Consider the following 17009-nt stretch of genomic DNA (forward strand, 5'->3'; position numbering starts at 1 on the left):
GCATGACCCGGCACGGGAATCTTTACCGCCGACCGGACGTTGACCGGATAACGACGACAGCGACATCTGTCCTGTGGGCGACAAGCCCGGGAGGCACGATTCATGAGTGAGCGAGCTCTTCGCGGCACGCGCCTCGTGGTGACGAGCTACGAGACCGACCGCGGCATCGATCTGGCCCCGCGCCAGGCGGTGGAGTACGCATGCGAGAAGGGACATCGCTTCGAGATGCCCTTCTCCGTAGAGGCGGAGATTCCGCCGGAGTGGGAGTGCAAGGTCTGCGGAAGCCAGGCACTCCTGGTGGACGGGGACGGTCCCGAGGAGAAGAAGGGCAAGCCTGCGCGTACGCACTGGGACATGCTCATGGAGCGGCGCACCCGCGAGGAGCTGGAGGAGGTCCTCGCCGAGAGGCTGGCCGTCCTGCGCTCCGGCGCCATGAACATCGCCGTGCATCCGCGCGACAGCCGCAAGTCCGCCTAGCGGACCGCCGGACGAGCAACGCCGCGGGGCCCGGTACACGAAGACGTGTACCGGGCCCCGCGGCGTTTTCCGTACGCGCCCCGAGGCGGCCGGGGTCAGGGCGTCAGGGGCGGGCGGGAGTCGTCGGGCCGGTACGGGCCCCGGGGGGCGTCCTCGCGGACGACCTCGCCCTGGACCACCTTGCCGTCCGGGCGGTGGATGCGGGCCTGCTGGAAGGCGTCCTGGAGGCTGCCGGGGGACGCGGCGCTCATCCGGCGCTCGACCGCCTTCTCCGCGCGCCGCCCGAGGAAGGAGCGGACCGGGGGGATCAGCAGGAGCAGGCCGGCGGCGTCGGAGACCAGGCCGGGGAGGATCAGGAGCAGGCCGCCGAGCATCAGGAAGCCGTTGCGGTCCTCCGCGCCGGTCCGCTCCGGCGCGACGGGCACCCCGCCGGTCCGGGCGGCCTCCTGGGCCTGCTGGAAGGTCGAGGTCAGGTTGCGGAAGGCGCGCCGGCCGGCCCGCTTGACGACGACGGTGCCGAGCACGGCACCGCCGACGAGCAGGGCGAGGACGGTCAGCCCGCCCGCCGCGTCCGCCACCACGGTGAGCAGCCAGATCTCCAGGACCAGCCAGGCGGCGAGGCCGAGCGGGAGGAACGTGCGCGCGCGGGAGCGCTTCTCGGGGGCGGGAGAGGGCGGTACGCCGGTCGTCATGGTCCCCAGTGTGCCTGGAGCCCCGCCGGAACGGCGTAAAGGGAAGATCAGTACGGGGGCGGGGTCAGGAGGACTTGCGGCCCAGCCGCTTGCCGACCTTCTCCGCGCGCGCCGTCAGGCCCCAGCCGGTGACCCGCCACAGCGCCTCGACGAGGATGTCGCGGCTCATCTTCGAGTCGCCGACCTCCCGCTCCACGAAGGTGATCGGGACCTCCACGACGTGGTAGCCCGCGGCGACCGCGCGCCGGGCCAGGTCGACCTGGAAGCAGTACCCGGCCGAGGCCACGTCCTCCAGGCCCAGGCCCTCCAGGGTCTCCTTGCGGAAGGCCCGGTAGCCGCCGGTGACGTCGCGGATCGGCACGTCGAGCATCACGCGCGAGTAGAGGCTGCCGCCCCGGGAGATGAACTCGCGGGACTTCGGCCAGTTCACGATCCGCCCGCCCGGCACCCAGCGGGAGCCGAGCACCAGGTCCGCGCCCTTGAGGGCGGTGAGCAGCCGGGGCAGCTCCTCGGGCTGGTGGGAGCCGTCGGCGTCCATCTCGACGAGGACGCCGTAGCCGTGCTCGATGCCCCACCGGAAGCCGGCCAGGTAGGCGGCGCCGAGCCCCTCCTTGCCCTTGCGGTGCAGGACGTGCACGTGGTCGTCCTCGGAGGCGATCTCGTCCGCGAACTTGCCCGTGCCGTCGGGGCTGTTGTCGTCGGCGACGAGAACGTGCGCGTCGGGTACGGCTTCCCGCACCCGCGCGACGATCGGCTTGATGTTGTCCGCCTCGTTGTAGGTCGGAATGATCACCAAGGCCTTGCCGAGCGGGCCGTAACGCCTCTGGCCACCGTCGTTCACTACTGCCCCTTCGGATGCAAACACAGGCCCCCACCATAGCGAGGTCCCAGGGGTGCTCCGGCGTGGCGGGTCGGGTGGGACGGGTGACGTGCGGCGTAGTCCCGATCGGGCGGCGCGGTCCCGGCCGGGCGGCGCGTCACGCGTCCGGCCGCGCGAACACCGTCCGTCCGTGCACCACCGTGCGCAGGCAGACGGGGAGGTCGGCGCCGGGCGAGAGGTCGGGCAGGCCGGGCGTGCCGGAGCGCGGGTCGGTGGACCAGCGGGCGACCCGGTCGTCGGGCGCCTGGACGACCAGCTCCTCGGTGCGCCAGACCGCGTAGTCGGCGGGGGCGCCGGGGACCAGCGTCCCGGCGTCGTCGCGACCGACGGCACGCCAGCCGCCCCGGGTGTGGGCGGTGAAGGCGGCGCGGGCGGAGATCCGGTGCTCGGGGGTGCGGTGGAAGGCGGCGGCCCGGACGGTGCCCCAGGGATCGAGCGGGGTGACGGGGCTGTCGGAGCCGAAGGCCAGCGGCACTCCGGCGCGCAGCAGCGCCGCGTACGGGTTGAGGGTGCGGGCCCGCTCGGCGCCGAGCCGGTCGGCGTACATGCCCTCCTCGCCGCCCCAGAGCGCGTCGAAGGCGGGCTGGACGGAGGCGGTGAGGCCCAGCTCGGCGAAGGCGGCGATCGTCTCGGGGGTGAGCATCTCGACGTGCTCGACGCGGTGCCGGGCGGCCCGGATCCGGGCGAGGCCCAGCTTCTCGGCGGCGGCCCGGAAGCCCTCGACGACGGCGGTGACGGCGGCGTCCCCGATGGCGTGGAAGCCGGCCTGGAGCCCCGCCTCGGTGCAGGCGACCACGTGGAGGGCGACGGTGGTCGCGTCCAGGTGGGCGGCGCCCGTGTGACCGGTGTCGGCGTGGTCGGCGTACGGCTCGTGGAGGCAGGCCGTGTGGGAGCCGAGGGAGCCGTCGGCGAACAGGTCCCCGGCGGCGCCGAGCGCGCCGAGGTCCCGCGCCCGCTCCACGTCGAGGTCGGCCCAGTAGCCGACGACCCGGGGCCCGGCCTCCTCGCGCGCGAGGTCGAGCAGTCCGGTGAAGTCCTCCTCGGAGGAGATCCGCGGGCCGCCGCACTCGTGCAGGGTGCCGATGCCGAGGGAGGCGGCCCGGGCGCGGGCGGCGCGCTGGGCCCCGGTGCGCTGGAGCGCGGACACGGCGCCGAAGGCGGCGGCGCGCACGGCGTGGTGGGCGTCGCCGGTGAGGGGCCACAGGCCGTCGTGGAAGCCGTCCAGGTCCCGGACGCCGGGCACGAGGTCGAGCATGGCGGTGGTGACGACGGCCGAGTGGACGTCGATCCGGGTCAGGTAGAGCGGGCGGCCGCCGGTGAGGCCGTCGAGCTCGTCGCGGGTGAGCGGGCGGCGCTCGGGCCAGCGGGAGGCGTCCCAGCCGTGGCCGAGGAGGACGCGGTCCTCGGGGCGGGCGGCGGCGTGGGCCCGGATCCGCTCCGCCGCCTCGGCGAGCGAGGCGGCGGAGGAGAGGTCGAGCCCGGTGAGGGCGAAGCCGGTGGCGGTGGTGTGCACGTGCGCGTCGACGAACGCCGGGGTGACGAGCGCGCCCTCCAGGTCGACCACCTCGTCCACGCCGGACGCGAAGGAGTCGGCCGCGCCCTCCGAACCGACCCAGGCGACGTGCCCGCGCTCCACCACCATGGCGGTGGCGAAGGGGTCGGCGGGGCTGTGGACTTCTCCCCCGCGCAGCAGCACGGTGCGGTGTTCGCCGGGAGACCCGGCAGGCATGGACTCGCTCATGGCACCAGGCTAGGACCTGCGCGGACCCGGTTCGTCCGGCAGGTCCCCCGGCGGATGCCGAAGGGCACGCCGGACGGGTGCCGGCGGGTCAGACGCGCGGCGGCCGGGCCTCGTACGGGGTGGACAGGACCACCGTCGTACGGCTGGACACGCCGGCCTGGGAGCGGATGCGGCTGAGCAGGTGCTCCAGCTCCAGCGGGGTGGCGACCCGGACCTTGAGGATGTAGTTCTCGTCGCCCGCGACGCTGTGGCAGGCCTCGATCTCGGGGATGTCGGCGAGCCGGTCGGGGGTGTCGTCGGGGGCGCTGGGGTCGAAGGGTTTGACCGAGATGAAGGCGGTCAGCGGCAGGCCCACGGCCTCCGGGTCGACGACGGCGGCGTAGCCGCGGATGACACCGCGCTGCTCCAGTCGGCGGACGCGCTGATGCACGGCCGACGTGGACAGGCCGGTGGCCTTGCCCAGGTCGGTGTAGCTCATGCGCCCGTCCTTGACGAGCAACTCCACGATCTGACGATCCAGCTCCTCCATGCGGTGACCCTAGTGCTCCGGAGGGCGCGCGGCACAGCCCGGGGCGGCCCGTATGGGGCGCTATGCGCCGTCACGAGGCACCTGCGACGGGCATGTGACGAACGCCACAGGTTTGCGCCCGGCCCGGGATGCCGCCTCACGATTATGCGGAGTTCCGCATGGGAAGTGGTTGCTGTGGTCGAAGGCCGCACAGATCCGGCCGACCCAGCCGAGGGGGAGATTCTCCATGCAGGAGCCTGTTGATTCGGTCGACATGTCCGACGAGCTCGACGCGTACGACACCTTTGAGATGTTCCGGGTCGTCTGCCCGGAGTGCGTGCAGCCCATCGCGCTGCTCGCGGACGAGGACGTGCTGCCGGAGCACGCGCTCTGCCCGACGCCGTGGAACCCCTTCGTCCTCACGGTGTGCCCGGGCACGGGCCTCGCGGCCTCCGAGGCGTCCGCCGCCGACGACACCCTGGAGGTCCAGGAGCAGGACACCGCGCTGCTCCTGACGCTCCCCCAGGGGCTCGACTGGCGCACGCAGCCCTTCTCGCACGTCGGCGGCCCGGGCTCGCGCCCGATCCGGGTGCCGCAGATGCGCCGCGCGGCCTGAGGCCGTACGCCGCCGGACGTTCCCGTACCGCGTGACGGCGCGGTACGGGAGACCGGACGGCGCGGGGAACGGGACCGCCCGGGTACCGGGCGAACTGCCGCTCGAATCCGCTCGGCGGTGACCCTTGGCCGCCGGGGCGCGTTGGTCAGGGCATGACCACGCTGCACACGACGCCCAGCGGTTACGGTCGGCACCGGCAGGCCGAGCCGCGCATTGAAGAATCGGTTCCTCAACCGGCTGCGGCGCCGGCGACGACGGCCGTGTCCGCTCCGGCGCCCCCACCCGGGTCCGCGGCCGGATCCACGCCCGTACCCATGCCCGTGCCTGTGCCCGTCCCGGCGCAGGGGCAGGCGCAGCCCCGGGCGGAAGGGGAGGCGGAGGGCCGGACGGAGGCACGGGCCGAAACCCGGGTCCGGCCCCAGGACCGGCCCCGACCCCGCGTACAGCCGCAGGCGCAGCCACCGGCCCCGGCTCCGGCTCTGACAGCAGCTCAGGCACCGGCTTCGGCCCCGATCCCGGCACCAGCTCCGGCCCCGGCCCCGGCACCAGCTTCGGCTCCGGCTTCGGCTCCGGCCCCAGCCCCGATCAGCCCGCCCCTCCCCGCCAACCCGCCGGTCACGATCACCACCCCCGTCCCGGTCGCCGCCCCGGTCCCGGTCTCGGCGCAGGGCCCGGTCTCCGCGGCCCTTCCCGCTCCCGTCCCGGCGCACCCGCCCATCTACCAGGACGTGCTCTCGCTCTGGGCGAGCCAGGGCCGCACCCTGCCCGGCCACCGCGACCAGGAGTGGACCCGGCTCGCCGCGGGGCCCGTCTGGGCGGACCGGACCGTCCGGGTCAGCGGGACTCTGGTCCGACCAGGTGACGGGCGATGACCACCCGCTGGATCTGATTGGTCCCCTCCACGATCTGGAGCATCTTGGCCTCCCGCAGGAAGCGCTCCACCGGGAAGTCCGCCGTGCAGCCGTACCCGCCGAGCACCTGCACCGCGTCCGTCGTGACCCGCATCGCGGCGTCCGTGCAGAAGAGCTTGGCCATCGCCGCGCACCGGCCGAAGGGCCGCCCCTCGTCCCGCAGTCGCGCCGCCTCCAGGTACAGCGCCCGGCCCGCCTCGACCTGGGTCGCCATGTCGGCGAGGAGGAAGCGGAGCCCCTGGAAGTCGGCGATCGGCCGACCGGACCGGCGGCGCTCCCGGGCGTACCCGACGGCCGTGTCCAGGGCGGCCTGGGCGAGCCCCACGGCGCAGGCGGCGATGCCGAGCCGTCCCGAGTCCAGGGCGTCGAGCGCGATCGCGAAGCCCTGCCCCTCCCCGCCGAGCCGCCGCGCGTCGGGGACCCGTACGCCGTCGAAGCGCAGTTGCGCGGTGGGCGAGCCGCCCATGCCCATCTTCCGCTCGGGCGGGTCCGCGCTCAGGCCCGGCGCGTCCCCGGGGACCAGGAAGGCCGTGATGCCGCGCGCGCCGGGGCCGCCGGTGCGGGCCATGACCGTGCAGAAGTCGGCGATCCCGCCGTGCGTGATCCACGCTTTGGTGCCGTCGATCGTCCACCCGTCGCCGTCGCGGACGGCCCGGGTCCGCAGCGCCGCCGCGTCCGACCCGGCGGAGGGCTCGGAGAGGCAGTACGCGCCGAGGAGGCCGCCGCCCAGCATCGCGGGCAGGTGCGCGGCCCGCTGCTCCTCGGTGCCGAAGCCGGCGAGCGCGTGGCAGGAGAGGGTGTGGACGCTGACGCCGAGGCCGACGGTGAGCCGGGCGGCGGCGAGTTCCTCCAGGACCTGGAGGTACACCTCGTACGGCCGGCCTCCCCCGCCGTACGCGGGGCCGTAGGGCAGTCCGAGGAGGCCGGAGCGGGAGAGCAGCGCGAACAGTTCGCGGGGGAAGCGTCCGGCGGCCTCCTCGGCCGCGGCGGACGGGGCGATCTCCCGCCGGGCGATGCCGCGCACCAGGGCGAGCAGCTCGCGGGCCTCGTCGGTGGACAGTCGGCGCTCCACGCCGTCCGCGGGGGTGTCGGGCACGGCCGGACGCTCCTCCCTGCCGGGCGCGGGCGGGCCGCACGCGGGATGCCGGGGTCGCGGGGAGTATGCCCGCCGGGCGGGCCGGGTTCACGCGGCCGCCGGGGGATCACACCGACGCCGTCACATGAGGCCCGCCCGGGTGACGAGCACGGCGAGCAGCACGACCAGGGTCCAGCCGAGGACGTTCTCCAGGATCTTGGGCCCGTCGTCGTCCCGGGGACCGCCCGTGCGGGCGCGGAAGAGGGCGAGGCTGTGGGTGGTGGAGGTCATGACGAACACCATGCGCCACGGAGGCGGCTCCGGGGTAGAGATGTCCGTCACGTCCCCCGGGCCCGTCCCGGCGCGCCGGAGGACACCGGGACCCGGAGAGGCCTTGCGCCGAGCGGCCGGGGGGCGGTCGGGGAGGCGAGGTCGGCGGGCACCTCCTGTGCCGGACGCCACGTCGCCGGACGCCACGTCGCCGCTCGCGTCGCACTGCCCGATCGTCGTACCGCTCGATCGTCGTACGACGCGGTCGTCTGTACCGCGCGGCCAAGAGGGAGACGGTCGGGGCGGGCCGCCCGTGCCCGCCCCCTCCCTCACTTGCGGCCGACGCCCGCGTACATCGCGACGTCCGGCGCCGGTCGCTCCGCTCGCCAGGCGGAGCAGGAGACCACGCCGGGTTCCAGGAGCTCCAGGCCGTCGAAGTAGCGCGCGACCGCCTCGGGGGTGCGCTGGGTGAGCTTCGGGGTGCCGTGCTCGTTCCAGAAGGCCACCGCCGCGTCGACGTCCGGCATGTCGGGGTGGGTGACCGTGTGGGACAGGACGAGGTGGCTGCCGGGCGCGAGCGCGTCCATGAGCCGGCGGACGACTCCGTACGACTCCTCGTCGTCCTCGACGAAGATGACGACCCCGAGCAGCATCAGGGCGACCGGCTTCGAGAGGTCGAGCGTCTTCGCCGCGGCGGCCAGGATCGTGTCGACGTCCCGCAGGTCGGCGTCCAGGTAGTCGGTGGCGCCCTCGGGCGTCCCGACGAGGAGGGCGCGGGCGTGCGCGAGGACGAGCGGGTCGTTGTCCACGTACACGACCCGCGCGTCGGGGGCGACCCGCTGGGCGACCTCGTGCGTGTTGTCGGCGCTCGGCAGCCCCGTCCCGATGTCCAGGAACTGCCGGACGCCCTCCTGCCCGGCCAGGTACCGCACCGCCCGCCCCAGGAACAGCCGGTCCGCCTTCGCGTACTCCCCGATCCCGGGGTGCAGTTCCCGGATCCGGTCCCCCGCCTCCCGGTCGACGGGGTAGTTGTCCTTGCCGCCGGTCCAGTAGTTCCATATCCGGGCGGTGTGCGGCCGGGAGGTGTCGATGCGCGATTCGATGTCGGTCACGCCCTCAACGTAGCGCAGCGCTTCCGCAACTCCCGCGTTCCGGCGGCGCTTTGGCCCTCGCCGGTTCACACCGCCCGCAGGCCCGGGCCCCTCACCGCAGGCCGAGCGACCGCAGCGCGCGGCGCTGGGCCGGGGTCGGGCCGGTCGGCCAGTAGACGTAGCAGACGCCGCCCGTGCCGCCGCGGACCTTGCCGTTCGCGTCGTACCGCTTCGTCCGCAGCCAGATGTTCTCCCACTCGCGCCGCCGGTAGACCCGGCGGACGGCCTCGTTGCTCGGGGAGGCCGGGTCGTTGGCGACGACGTCGCCGGCCGGGGTGAAGCCGACGACGGTCATCAGGTGGCCCGCGGTGCCGTAACCGGCGCCGGTCAGTTCCTCCTCGAGGAAGGACTGGGACGTTATGACCGGGATGCCGGCGCGGACCAGGCCCTCCAGTTCGGTGAGCGAGCGCAGCCGGGTGACCACGGCGTTCATGCCGGGGTAGGTGGCGGCGTAGGCGGCGTTGAAGGGCCAGTTGCCGCAGCCCTCGTACTGGTGGTCGTAGGTGAAGCGGGCCGCGTGGCAGACCTGCGGGTCGGCGAAGGCCGGGTCCACCCAGGCCAGGTCCTCCGCCGAGGGGCGGCGCCCCCAGTACTCCACGACCATCTGGGAGGAGGTCGGGCTGCACCAGGCCTCGCCGCCGTTGTCGTACTCGGGGTACTGCCCGACGTGGGTGTTCTGCGAGTAGCGCGGCACGGCCAGTTCGCGGGCGGGGCCGGGCGCGGAGGCCGCGACGGTGAAGCGGTCCGGGACGTCCGAGGCCATGGCGCCGACCCGCCACACCGTCGGGGTCCGGCCGCTGCCCGGCGCCCGGTACAGGGTCAGGCGCAGCCGGTACGAGCGCAGCCGCAGCCCGCTCGCCGGGTCGTCGATCGCGAAGGTGTCGGTCCAGACGCTGCTCCGGCCGTCGGTCTGGTCGTCCACCGAGGTGCGCCGGATGTCCTCCGTGCCGTCGCCGGAGGCCCAGCGGCCCAGGACGTACCGGGGGACGGCCGTGGAGTCGGAGTACGTGCCGGAGAGCTCGATCTGGATCCAGGTGCCCGGGGGCGTGCGGGCGTTCCAGGAGGCGATGACCTCGGTGGCGGGCACGGCCGGGGTGTACTCGGGCGAGGTCCAGCTCGCGTACTCCCAGGTCGAGGTCCGTCCGGTGTGCGGGTCGGTGTGGTCGGTGCGGCCGGCGGGCCGGTCGATGACCAGGCCCGGGCGGAGCCCCGGGACCGCCCTCGTACCGGCGGCGGTGCCGCGCCGCCAGTCCGCGTACGAGGACCAGAAGCGGTTGTCCACGAGGCCGGGCGCGGGGGCCCGGCCCCCGGGGGCGGCGGAGGCGACGGCGGGAACGGCGGCCGCGGCCGTTCCCGCGGCGGCCGCGAGCGCCGCGGCGAGGACGGTTCTGCGCGGGGTGGAACTGGTCATGGGCGGTGACCCCCAGTCGAGAACGGTGGGCGCGCGGATGTGCCGACCTGGTGTACGGACCGGTCGCGCGGCCCCACTATCCCGGCCCCGGCGGGCCTCCGCCAGCACTTCGCCCCGCGTCGCCGGACCAATATTGGTCTCGTCCACTGACGGCGGCACCTCCCTGACCTGCGGCGGTCCCCGCTCCCCTACCCTGGGCCCATGGACGACCTCGACCGCGCGGCCCGCGCGCTGCTCCGGCTGCCGCCCTCCTGCGGGCCGGTCCGGCTGGTCGCGGTCGACGGGCACGCGGGCTCCGGCAAGTCCACCCTCGCGGCCCGCCTCTCCACCGCCCTCGGCGACGCCCCCGTCCTCCACCTCGACGACCTCGCCACCCACGAAGAGCTGTTCGCGTGGACCGGCCGGCTGCGGGAACAGGTCCTGGAACCCCTCGCGCGGGGCGCGGCCGCGGCCTACCGCCCGTACGACTGGCGGCTGCGGCGCTTCGGGGAGCCGCGCGCGCTGCCCCCGGCGCCGGTGGTCCTCGTGGAGGGCGTCGGCGCGGGCCGGCGGGCGGTGCGGCCCTTCCTCGCGCGCCTGCTGTGGATGGAGCGCGGCGCGGAGGAGTCCTGGCAGCGGGGCCGGCACCGGGACGGCCCGGAGCAGGCGGCGTTCTGGGAGGGCTGGACCGTGGCGGAGACTCGCCATTTCTCCGAGGACCCCTCCCGGCCCTTCGCCGACACCCTGGTACGGGAGTGTCAGGAGGGATACGAGTGGCTTCCCGGGCCCCGTGTGACAGCGGGCACGGACCAGATCATCACCCACCGTGACGGCTTTCTGTCCGCGAACTGAGGGGCCCGGGTCCACTTGCGCAAGTGCCCCAACTCCGCTTGACCCCAGGGGCGTACAGGTCTTACGTTCTGAATGTGCGGCTTTTCGGAGCCGCCGCGGACGCGAAGCCCCCGGTTGTTCCCCCGTGATCGGGGGCTTCGTTCTGCCCCGGGAGCCCCTCCGGAAGCCCTCCCGAGGCCCCTCCAGCGCCCTTCGCGTCCCCCGGCGCTCACCCAGGGTCACCGCTTCCGGATCATGCGCTTCTCCTTAAGCGCGCACCCCCTGCGCAGGTACGATGCCCCAGGTGCGGTCAAATCCCGTCCATGCGATGACGGTTGTGGGGGACCCGATGGACATCGGCACACAGGGCTCGCAGCCCCCGGCCGAGCTCGCCTGGCTGCGCGGAGTCGACGCCTACACGATGGGCGCCTACCCGCAGGCGGAGGACGAGTTCCGGGCGGCGGTGCGGATCGATCCCGGGATGGCGGACGCCTGGCTCGGGCTGCACGCGCTCCGGGTCGACACCACGACCGCGCTGCTGCGCATGTACCGGCACCGCGAGCGCTTCGGCGAGCAGCGGAACCGCTACCGGCGCACCCTGAACTCCTGGTACTGGCTGGGCTGGTGGGTGCAGCCCGTCCTGGAGAGCCCGCGCGACCTGCTGCTCGCGCACGCCTCCCACTGGCTCGACGGGCGCCACGTGCCCGAGCTGGACCGGGCCCTCGCGGGGCTCCCCCCGGTCGACGCCGACCCCCAGGTGCGCTTCCTGCACGCCTGCCGGGCCTATCTCGTCAAGGACTGGGACCAGCTCGTCCGGCTCACCGAGCCCCTCGTAGACGACCCGCTGCTCGGCATCGAGGCCGGGCTCTTCGGCGGCATGGCCCGGGTGCGCCTGGAGATGTACGGCCAGGCCGAGCCGCTGCTCTCGGCCTCCCTGATGCGGTGCCGCAGCGAGCAGCCGCAGCGCAAGGAGTTGCGGTACTGGCTGGCCCGCGCCCACGAGGGCACCGGGCGCAGCGCCGCCGCCCTGCCGCTCTACCGGGCCGTGCACCGGATCGACCCGGCGTTCATGGACACGGCTGCCCGGCTCGCGGCGATCACCGCGTACGACGGCTTCGAGGGCTACGACGGCCTGGAGGACCCGGCCGGGCTCGCGACGGTCTCGCTGGGCACGGTCGGCGGCGGTCTCGGCCAGGACGCGGTGGACGCCGTGCCGGGCGCCGAGCCCGACACCGGCGGGCTCGGGGACGGGCTGCGGCTCGCGCCCGACCCGGTGCCGCCGGCCGCGCCGCCGCCCCCGGAGGCCGTACGGCAGATGGCCCGGGTCCCCCGGCAGCCGGAGCCGCCGCGCTTCCCGGCCGGGCCCACCGATCCGGCGCTGCTCGCGGAGGCGCTGGCCGAGCTGGAGGGCATGGTCGGCCTCGAACCGGTGAAGCGGCAGGTCAAGGCGCTCTCGGCGCAGTTGGAGATGGCGCGGCTCCGGGCCGACCAGGGGCTGCCGGTCCAGCCGCCCAAGCGGCACTTCGTCTTCTCCGGCCCCTCGGGCACCGGCAAGACCACCGTCGCCCGCATCCTGGGCCGGGTCTTCTACGCCCTCGGGCTGCTCGGCGGCGACCACCTCGTGGAGGCCCAGCGGGCCGACCTGGTCGGCGAGTTCCTGGGCCAGACGGCGGTCAAGGCAAACGAGCTGATCGACTCGGCGGTCGGCGGGGTGCTCTTCGTGGACGAGGCCTACGCGCTCTCCAACACCGGCTACAGCAAGGGCGACGCGTACGGCGACGAGGCGCTCCAGGTGCTCCTGAAGCGGGCCGAGGACAACCGCGACCACCTGGTGGTCATCCTGGCCGGCTACCCCGAGGGCATGGACCGGCTGCTGTCCACCAACCCCGGGCTCTCCTCCCGGTTCACCACCCGGGTCGACTTCCCCTCGTACCGGCCGCTCGAACTCACCGCCATCGGCGAGGTCCTCGCGGCGGCCAACGGGGACGGCTGGGACGACGAGGCCCGCGACGAACTGCGCTCGATCAGCGGGCACGTCGTGGAGCAGGGCTGGATCGACGAGCTGGGCAACGGGCGCTTCCTGCGCACCCTGTACGAGAAGTCCTGCGCCTACCGGGACCTGCGGCTCTCCGGCTACCCGGGCAGCCCGACCCGGGAGGACCTGGCCACCCTCCGGCTCGCGGACCTCATGCAGGCGTACGGGGAGGTCCTGTCGGGCCGCGGTCCGGTCGACCGCGGCCCGCAGCAGGAACCGCCCCCGTACTAGCCGGGTGCACTAGCTCCGCGCGGGAGCCGGCGAGGGGCCCGCGCCCGGCACCGTGCCCGGGGCCCGGGCCGCGCCCTGCGCCGGGGACGGGTGCGGTGCCGTGACCGGGATCGTGACCGTGGCCGTCCGGGGGCGCACCCGGTGGGCGGGGTCGCGGACCTCGCCCACCAGCATCTCCAGGACGTCCTCCAGGGCGACGAGGCCGAGGACCCGGCCCGAGCCGTCCGCGACCTGCGCCAGATGGGTCGCGGCCCGGCGCATCACGGTGAGGGCGTCGTCGAGCGGCAGCTCCGCCCGGAGTGTCGCCATCGGCCGCCACAGCCGCTGCGGCACCGCCCGCTCCCGCTCCTCCAGGTCGAGGACGTCCTTCACGTGCACGAAGCCCATGAAGGCGGCGCCCGCCTCGGCGCGGACCGGGAAGCGCGAGTACCCGGTCCGCACGGTCAGCTCCTCGATCTCGCGCGGGGTGACGGACGGCGGGACCGTGACCAGGGAGGCGGAGGCGATGAGGACGTCCGTCACCGGGCGGGAGCCCAGTTCGAGCGCGTCCTCCAGGCGCTCCTGCTCGGCCGGGTCGAGCAGGCCGGCCTGTCCGGCGTCCTCGACGAGACGGCCCAGCTGGGCGCTGGTGAAGACGGCCTCCACCTCGTCCTTCGGCTCGACCCCGAAGGCCCGCAGGACCAGCCCGGCGCAGGCGCCCAGGGCGGTCGTCACGGGCCGGCAGAGCCGGGCGAAGCCGACGAGCGCCGGGGCCAGCCAGAGCGCGGTCCGCTCCGGCGCGGCCATCGCCAGGTTCTTCGGGACCATCTCGCCGATGACGAGGTGGAGGAAGACGACGGCGGCCAGGGCGATGACGTAGCCGAGCGGGTGGATCAGGCCCTCGGGGACCCCGGCCGCGTGGAAGACGGGTTCGAGGAGCCGGGCGACGGTCGGCTCGGCGACGGCGCCGAGCGTCAGCGAGCAGACCGTGATGCCGAACTGCGCGGCCGCCATCATCCGCGGCAGGTTCTCCAGGCCGTACAGGACCTGCTTGGCCCTGGCCCCGCCGAGCGGCTCGATCTGGCTGCGCCGGACGGAGACGAGGGCGAACTCGGCCCCGACGAAGAAGCCGTTGGCGAGGACCAGGAGGACGGCGAAGAGGAGTTGCAGGGTGCTCATCGGGCGCCCTCCGCGACCAGCGGGGCGGCGGAGGCCGCCACCGGCACCGCCACCGGGTCCGCCCGGACGAGCCGGACGGATTCGGCGCGGTAGTGGTCGACCCGGCGGACCGTGAGGTGCCAGCCGGGCAGCTCGACCCGGTCCCCGGCGACGGGGATGCGCCCGAGGAGGTCGGCGACGAGCCCGGCGACGGTCTCGTACGGCCCGTCGGGCGCGTCGAGGCCCATCCGGCGCAGGGTGTGGACCCGGCAGGAGCCGTCGGCGTCCCAGGCGGGACGCCCGTCCTCGGCGGGGGCGGCGACCAGCTCGGGCCGTCCGTCGGCCGCGGTGTCATGCTCGTCGCGGACCTCGCCGACGAGCTCCTCGACGATGTCCTCCAGGGTGACGACGCCGGCGGTGCCCCCGTACTCGTCGACGACCACCGCGATCGGCTGCTCCCGGCGCAGCCGCTCCAGGAGGGTCTGGGCGGGCAGCGACTCGGGGACCAGGAGCGGCGGGACCGCGATCCGGCCGACGGGGGTGCGCAGCCGGGCGTGCGGGGCGACGGCGAGCGCGTCCTTGAGGTGGACCATGCCGACGATCTCGTCGATCCGGTCGCGGTAGACCGGGAAGCGCGAGAGGCCGGTGGCCCGGGTGAGGTTGAGGACGTCGGCCGCGGTGGCGTCCCACTGGAGGGCGTTGACCTTCACGCGCGGGGTCATGACCTGCTCGGCGGTGAGGCCGCCGAGGGACAGGGTCCGTACGAAGAGGTCGGCGGTGTCCTGTTCGAGGGCGCCGGCCAGGGCCGAGTGCCGGGCCAGGGAGACCAGCTCGCCGGGGGTGCGGACCGAGTCCAGCTCCTCGGTGGGCTCGACGCCCAGGAGCCGGACGAGACGGTTGGCGACCCGGTTGAGCAGGGCGATCACAGGCCGGAAGAGGGCGGAGAAGCGGCGCTGCGGGGCGGCGACGAAGCGGGCCACCTGGAGCGGCCGGGAGACCGCCCAGTTCTTGGGCACCAGCTCGCCGACCACCATCTGGACGGCGGAGGCGAGCAGCATCCCGATCACCACGGACACCCCGGAGACGGCCCCCGAGGGCAGTCCGACCGCGGTGAGCGGGCCGTGCAGCAGCCCGGCGAGCGCGGGCTCGGCGAGCATGCCGACGACGAGCGAGGTGAGGGTGATGCCGAGCTGGGTGCCGGAGAGCTGGAAGGACAGCTCGCGCAGCGCGGTGACGACGGCGCGGGCGCGCCGGTCGCCGGTGGCCGCGGCCCGCTCGGCCTCGGCGCGCTCGACGGTCACGAGACCGAACTCGGCGGCCACGAAGAAGCCGTTGGCGAGGATCAGGAGGAAGGCCGCGGCGAGCAGCAGAAGGGAGATGATCATGCCGCCGCCTCCTGGGAGGGGGCGGCGCGGGTACTACCGGACGATCCGTCCATTGCTGGAGGGAGTCACTCCTCGGGTCGAAGGGCGGCCTCGCGGGCCGCTGCGGCGGCCCCGTACACGCGAGGCGGTGGTGCGCTCGGCACCACCGCCTCCAGATTAGACGCGCGAACGCCCCGAGGGGCAGGGGGTCGGCTCCGGATGGGGGACGGACCGGGGTTCTCCCGGACGTTCCACCCGATACCGCCCCCTGGGGGTCAGGTCCCCTCCGTGCCCGTCCCCCGGCTCTCCGCCAGGGCCCGCAGGGCGCGGGCGTCCCGGACGGCAGCCTCCCTGGCGATGCCGGGCTGGATGCCGAGCACGGGCAGGCTGGTGCCGTCGCTCAGGTCCAGGAAGACCCACGGGTCGCCGGAGCGCAGGTTGACGCGGAGGATCTCCGCCCAGGCGAGCCGGCGGGTCCGGGTGATGTTGACGACCGTGACGCCCTCGTCGTCGGCGACGACCTTGGGGCGGCTCAGCAGGACGAGGACCCCGAGGAAGAGCGCGGCGGTGAAGACGAAGCTGGCGCGCTCCCCCGGTCCGAGCCGCTCCAGCATCATCGCCACCACGGTGACGGTGGCGAACATCGCGATCCCGACGGTCAGCAGGACGGCCCGGGTGCGGCCGGGGCGGAAGGTGACCGGGAGGGCGGGCGTCGTGGGCTCGGACATGGGGTTCCTCGGTGCCTGGTGGTGCCGGTGGTGCCGGTGGGAAGCGCTGGTCCGGCCGTCAGAGGCGGCAGGCGTGGATCGCGGTGGTGAGGATGGCGCGGGCGCCCAGCTCGTACAGGTCGTCCATGATCCGCTGCGCGTCCTTGGCGGGGACCATCGCGCGGACGGCGACCCAGCCCTCGTTGTGCAGCGGGGAGACGGTGGGCGACTCCAGGCCGGGGGTGAGGGCGACGGCCTGCTCCAGGTGCTCGGCGCGGCAGTCGTAGTCCATCATCACGTACGAGCGGGCGACGAGGACGCCCTGGAGGCGGCGGAGGAACTGCTGGACCTGCGGGTGGTCCTCCGCGGCGCCCTGGCGGCGGACGACGACGGCCTCGGAGGTGAGGATCGGGTCGCCGATGACCTCCAGGCCGGCGTTGCGCAGGCTGGTGCCGGTCTCCACGACGTCCGCGATGACCTGGGCGACGCCGAGCTGGATCGCGGTCTCGACCGCGCCGTCGAGGTGCACGACGGAGGCGTCGATGCCCTGGTCGGCGAGGTGCTTGGCGACGATGCCCTCGTAGGAGGTGGCGATCGTCATGCCGCCGAAGTCCTCGGGGCCCTTGGCGGTGCCCGGCCGGGTCGCGTACCGGAAGGTGGAGCGGCCGAAGTTCAGCGGGAGGATCTCCTCGGCGTTGGCGCCGGAGTCCAGGAGCAGGTCGCGGCCGGTGATGCCGATGTCCAGCTTCCCGGAGGCGACGTAGATCGCGATGTCCTTCGGGCGCAGGTAGAAGAACTCGACCTCGTTGCCGGGGTCGATGACCACCAGTTCCTTGGACTCCTTGCGCTGGCGGTAGCCGGCCTCATGGAGCATGGCCGACGCAGGTCCGGAGAGGGAACCCTTGTTGGGGACGGCGATGCGCAGCATGGGGCGGCTTCCTTTGCCTGGGGAGTTGTGTGCTGGTGGGGCGGGCGGGTCCTGAGGCGGGCGTC

Annotated in this window: 16 protein-coding genes; 4 read left to right on the forward strand and 12 right to left on the reverse strand. The window is 74.5% G+C overall.

Annotated features, from left to right (window positions below; all coding sequences use genetic code 11):
• The first annotated feature begins 102 nt into the window (after positions 1-102).
• On the forward strand, positions 103-477 hold the full coding sequence (locus tag CP977_RS06125) for an RNA polymerase-binding protein RbpA (RefSeq protein WP_026278069.1): 375 nt from the start codon (positions 103-105) through the stop codon (positions 475-477).
• Between the two features lie 95 nt (positions 478-572).
• Here the strand turns inward: CP977_RS06125 and fxsA are convergent, their stop codons facing one another.
• The 4 genes from fxsA to CP977_RS06145 all read right to left on the reverse strand — a co-directional run bounded on the left by fxsA (position 573) and on the right by CP977_RS06145 (position 4319).
• Positions 573-1169: an FxsA family membrane protein gene (gene fxsA, locus CP977_RS06130; RefSeq protein ID WP_062758324.1), complete on the reverse strand. Its 597-nt coding sequence runs from the start codon at positions 1167-1169 to the stop codon at positions 573-575.
• 64 nt (positions 1170-1233) lie between these two features.
• A complete protein-coding gene (locus tag CP977_RS06135; RefSeq protein ID WP_062758326.1) occupies positions 1234-2010 on the reverse strand; it encodes a polyprenol monophosphomannose synthase in 777 nt (258 codons plus the stop codon).
• Between the two features lie 136 nt (positions 2011-2146).
• The gene (locus tag CP977_RS06140; RefSeq protein ID WP_372460690.1) at positions 2147-3790 is read right to left on the reverse strand and encodes an amidohydrolase; all 1644 of its coding nucleotides are present in this window, start codon (positions 3788-3790) and stop codon (positions 2147-2149) included.
• Positions 3791-3878: 88 nt separating this feature from the next.
• A complete protein-coding gene (locus CP977_RS06145) occupies positions 3879-4319 on the reverse strand; it encodes an Lrp/AsnC family transcriptional regulator (RefSeq protein ID WP_015032222.1) in 441 nt (146 codons plus the stop codon).
• A 226-nt stretch (positions 4320-4545) separates the two neighbouring features.
• Here CP977_RS06145 and CP977_RS06150 point away from each other — a divergent pair, with 226 nt between their 5' ends.
• Positions 4546-4914: a hypothetical protein gene (locus CP977_RS06150; protein WP_152369746.1), complete on the forward strand. Its 369-nt coding sequence runs from the start codon at positions 4546-4548 to the stop codon at positions 4912-4914.
• 834 nt (positions 4915-5748) lie between these two features.
• On the opposite strand, the gene CP977_RS06160 is transcribed toward CP977_RS06150, so the two are convergent.
• The 4 genes from CP977_RS06160 to CP977_RS06175 all read right to left on the reverse strand — a co-directional run bounded on the left by CP977_RS06160 (position 5749) and on the right by CP977_RS06175 (position 9732).
• Positions 5749-6921: an acyl-CoA dehydrogenase family protein gene (locus CP977_RS06160; protein ID WP_152369747.1), complete on the reverse strand. Its 1173-nt coding sequence runs from the start codon at positions 6919-6921 to the stop codon at positions 5749-5751.
• 120 nt (positions 6922-7041) lie between these two features.
• Entirely contained in the window at positions 7042-7191 is a 150-nt protein-coding gene (locus CP977_RS06165; protein ID WP_229991598.1) for an SCO1431 family membrane protein, read from the reverse strand.
• Positions 7192-7499: 308 nt separating this feature from the next.
• Positions 7500-8282 carry an SAM-dependent methyltransferase gene (locus tag CP977_RS06170; RefSeq protein WP_062758332.1) on the reverse strand — a complete coding sequence of 261 codons (783 nt, stop codon included), beginning with the start codon at positions 8280-8282 and terminating at the stop codon, positions 7500-7502.
• A gap of 91 nt (positions 8283-8373) precedes the next feature.
• Entirely contained in the window at positions 8374-9732 is a 1359-nt protein-coding gene (locus tag CP977_RS06175) for a peptidase C39 family protein (protein ID WP_152369748.1), read from the reverse strand.
• A 201-nt stretch (positions 9733-9933) separates the two neighbouring features.
• On the opposite strand from CP977_RS06175, the gene CP977_RS06180 reads away from it, so the two are divergent.
• Positions 9934-10563 (forward strand): uridine kinase family protein, encoded by a 630-nt coding sequence (locus CP977_RS06180; protein WP_152369749.1) that lies wholly within the window; start codon positions 9934-9936, stop codon positions 10561-10563.
• A gap of 328 nt (positions 10564-10891) precedes the next feature.
• Positions 10892-12808: an AAA family ATPase gene (locus CP977_RS06185; protein ID WP_062758338.1), complete on the forward strand. Its 1917-nt coding sequence runs from the start codon at positions 10892-10894 to the stop codon at positions 12806-12808.
• A gap of 9 nt (positions 12809-12817) precedes the next feature.
• Here the strand turns inward: CP977_RS06185 and CP977_RS06190 are convergent, their stop codons facing one another.
• The 4 genes from CP977_RS06190 to hisG all read right to left on the reverse strand — a co-directional run bounded on the left by CP977_RS06190 (position 12818) and on the right by hisG (position 16944).
• A complete protein-coding gene (locus CP977_RS06190) occupies positions 12818-13966 on the reverse strand; it encodes a hemolysin family protein (protein ID WP_229991597.1) in 1149 nt (382 codons plus the stop codon).
• Complete coding sequence (locus tag CP977_RS06195) at positions 13963-15330, reverse strand: hemolysin family protein (protein ID WP_062758340.1); 1368 nt, start codon at positions 15328-15330, stop codon at positions 13963-13965. Before CP977_RS06195 ends, CP977_RS06190 begins: the two co-directional genes overlap by 4 nt.
• A gap of 254 nt (positions 15331-15584) precedes the next feature.
• Entirely contained in the window at positions 15585-16037 is a 453-nt protein-coding gene (locus CP977_RS06200) for a PH domain-containing protein (RefSeq protein WP_062758342.1), read from the reverse strand.
• Positions 16038-16095: 58 nt separating this feature from the next.
• Positions 16096-16944 (reverse strand): ATP phosphoribosyltransferase, encoded by an 849-nt coding sequence (gene hisG, locus CP977_RS06205; protein ID WP_062758344.1) that lies wholly within the window; start codon positions 16942-16944, stop codon positions 16096-16098.
• Between the last annotated feature and the right edge of the window lie 65 nt (positions 16945-17009).

Origin of the sequence: Streptomyces cinereoruber (assembly GCF_009299385.1) — a bacterium.
In the GTDB taxonomy this organism is placed as follows: domain Bacteria; phylum Actinomycetota; class Actinomycetes; order Streptomycetales; family Streptomycetaceae; genus Streptomyces; species Streptomyces bikiniensis.

Coding starts and splice junctions, on each gene's coding strand:
- CP977_RS06125 (WP_026278069.1), top strand. CDS start 103: ATGAGTGAGCGAGCTCTTCGCGGCACGCGCCTCGTGGTGACGAGCTAC.
- fxsA (WP_062758324.1), bottom strand. CDS start 1,169: ATGACGACCGGCGTACCGCCCTCTCCCGCCCCCGAGAAGCGCTCCCGC.
- CP977_RS06140 (WP_372460690.1), bottom strand. CDS start 3,790: ATGAGCGAGTCCATGCCTGCCGGGTCTCCCGGCGAACACCGCACCGTG.
- CP977_RS06145 (WP_015032222.1), bottom strand. CDS start 4,319: ATGGAGGAGCTGGATCGTCAGATCGTGGAGTTGCTCGTCAAGGACGGG.
- CP977_RS06150 (WP_152369746.1), top strand. CDS start 4,546: ATGCAGGAGCCTGTTGATTCGGTCGACATGTCCGACGAGCTCGACGCG.
- CP977_RS06165 (WP_229991598.1), bottom strand. CDS start 7,191: ATGACCTCCACCACCCACAGCCTCGCCCTCTTCCGCGCCCGCACGGGC.
- CP977_RS06175 (WP_152369748.1), bottom strand. CDS start 9,732: ATGACCAGTTCCACCCCGCGCAGAACCGTCCTCGCCGCGGCGCTCGCG.
- CP977_RS06180 (WP_152369749.1), top strand. CDS start 9,934: ATGGACGACCTCGACCGCGCGGCCCGCGCGCTGCTCCGGCTGCCGCCC.
- CP977_RS06185 (WP_062758338.1), top strand. CDS start 10,892: ATGGACATCGGCACACAGGGCTCGCAGCCCCCGGCCGAGCTCGCCTGG.
- CP977_RS06190 (WP_229991597.1), bottom strand. CDS start 13,966: ATGAGCACCCTGCAACTCCTCTTCGCCGTCCTCCTGGTCCTCGCCAAC.
- CP977_RS06195 (WP_062758340.1), bottom strand. CDS start 15,330: ATGATCATCTCCCTTCTGCTGCTCGCCGCGGCCTTCCTCCTGATCCTC.
- CP977_RS06200 (WP_062758342.1), bottom strand. CDS start 16,037: ATGTCCGAGCCCACGACGCCCGCCCTCCCGGTCACCTTCCGCCCCGGC.
- hisG (WP_062758344.1), bottom strand. CDS start 16,944: ATGCTGCGCATCGCCGTCCCCAACAAGGGTTCCCTCTCCGGACCTGCG.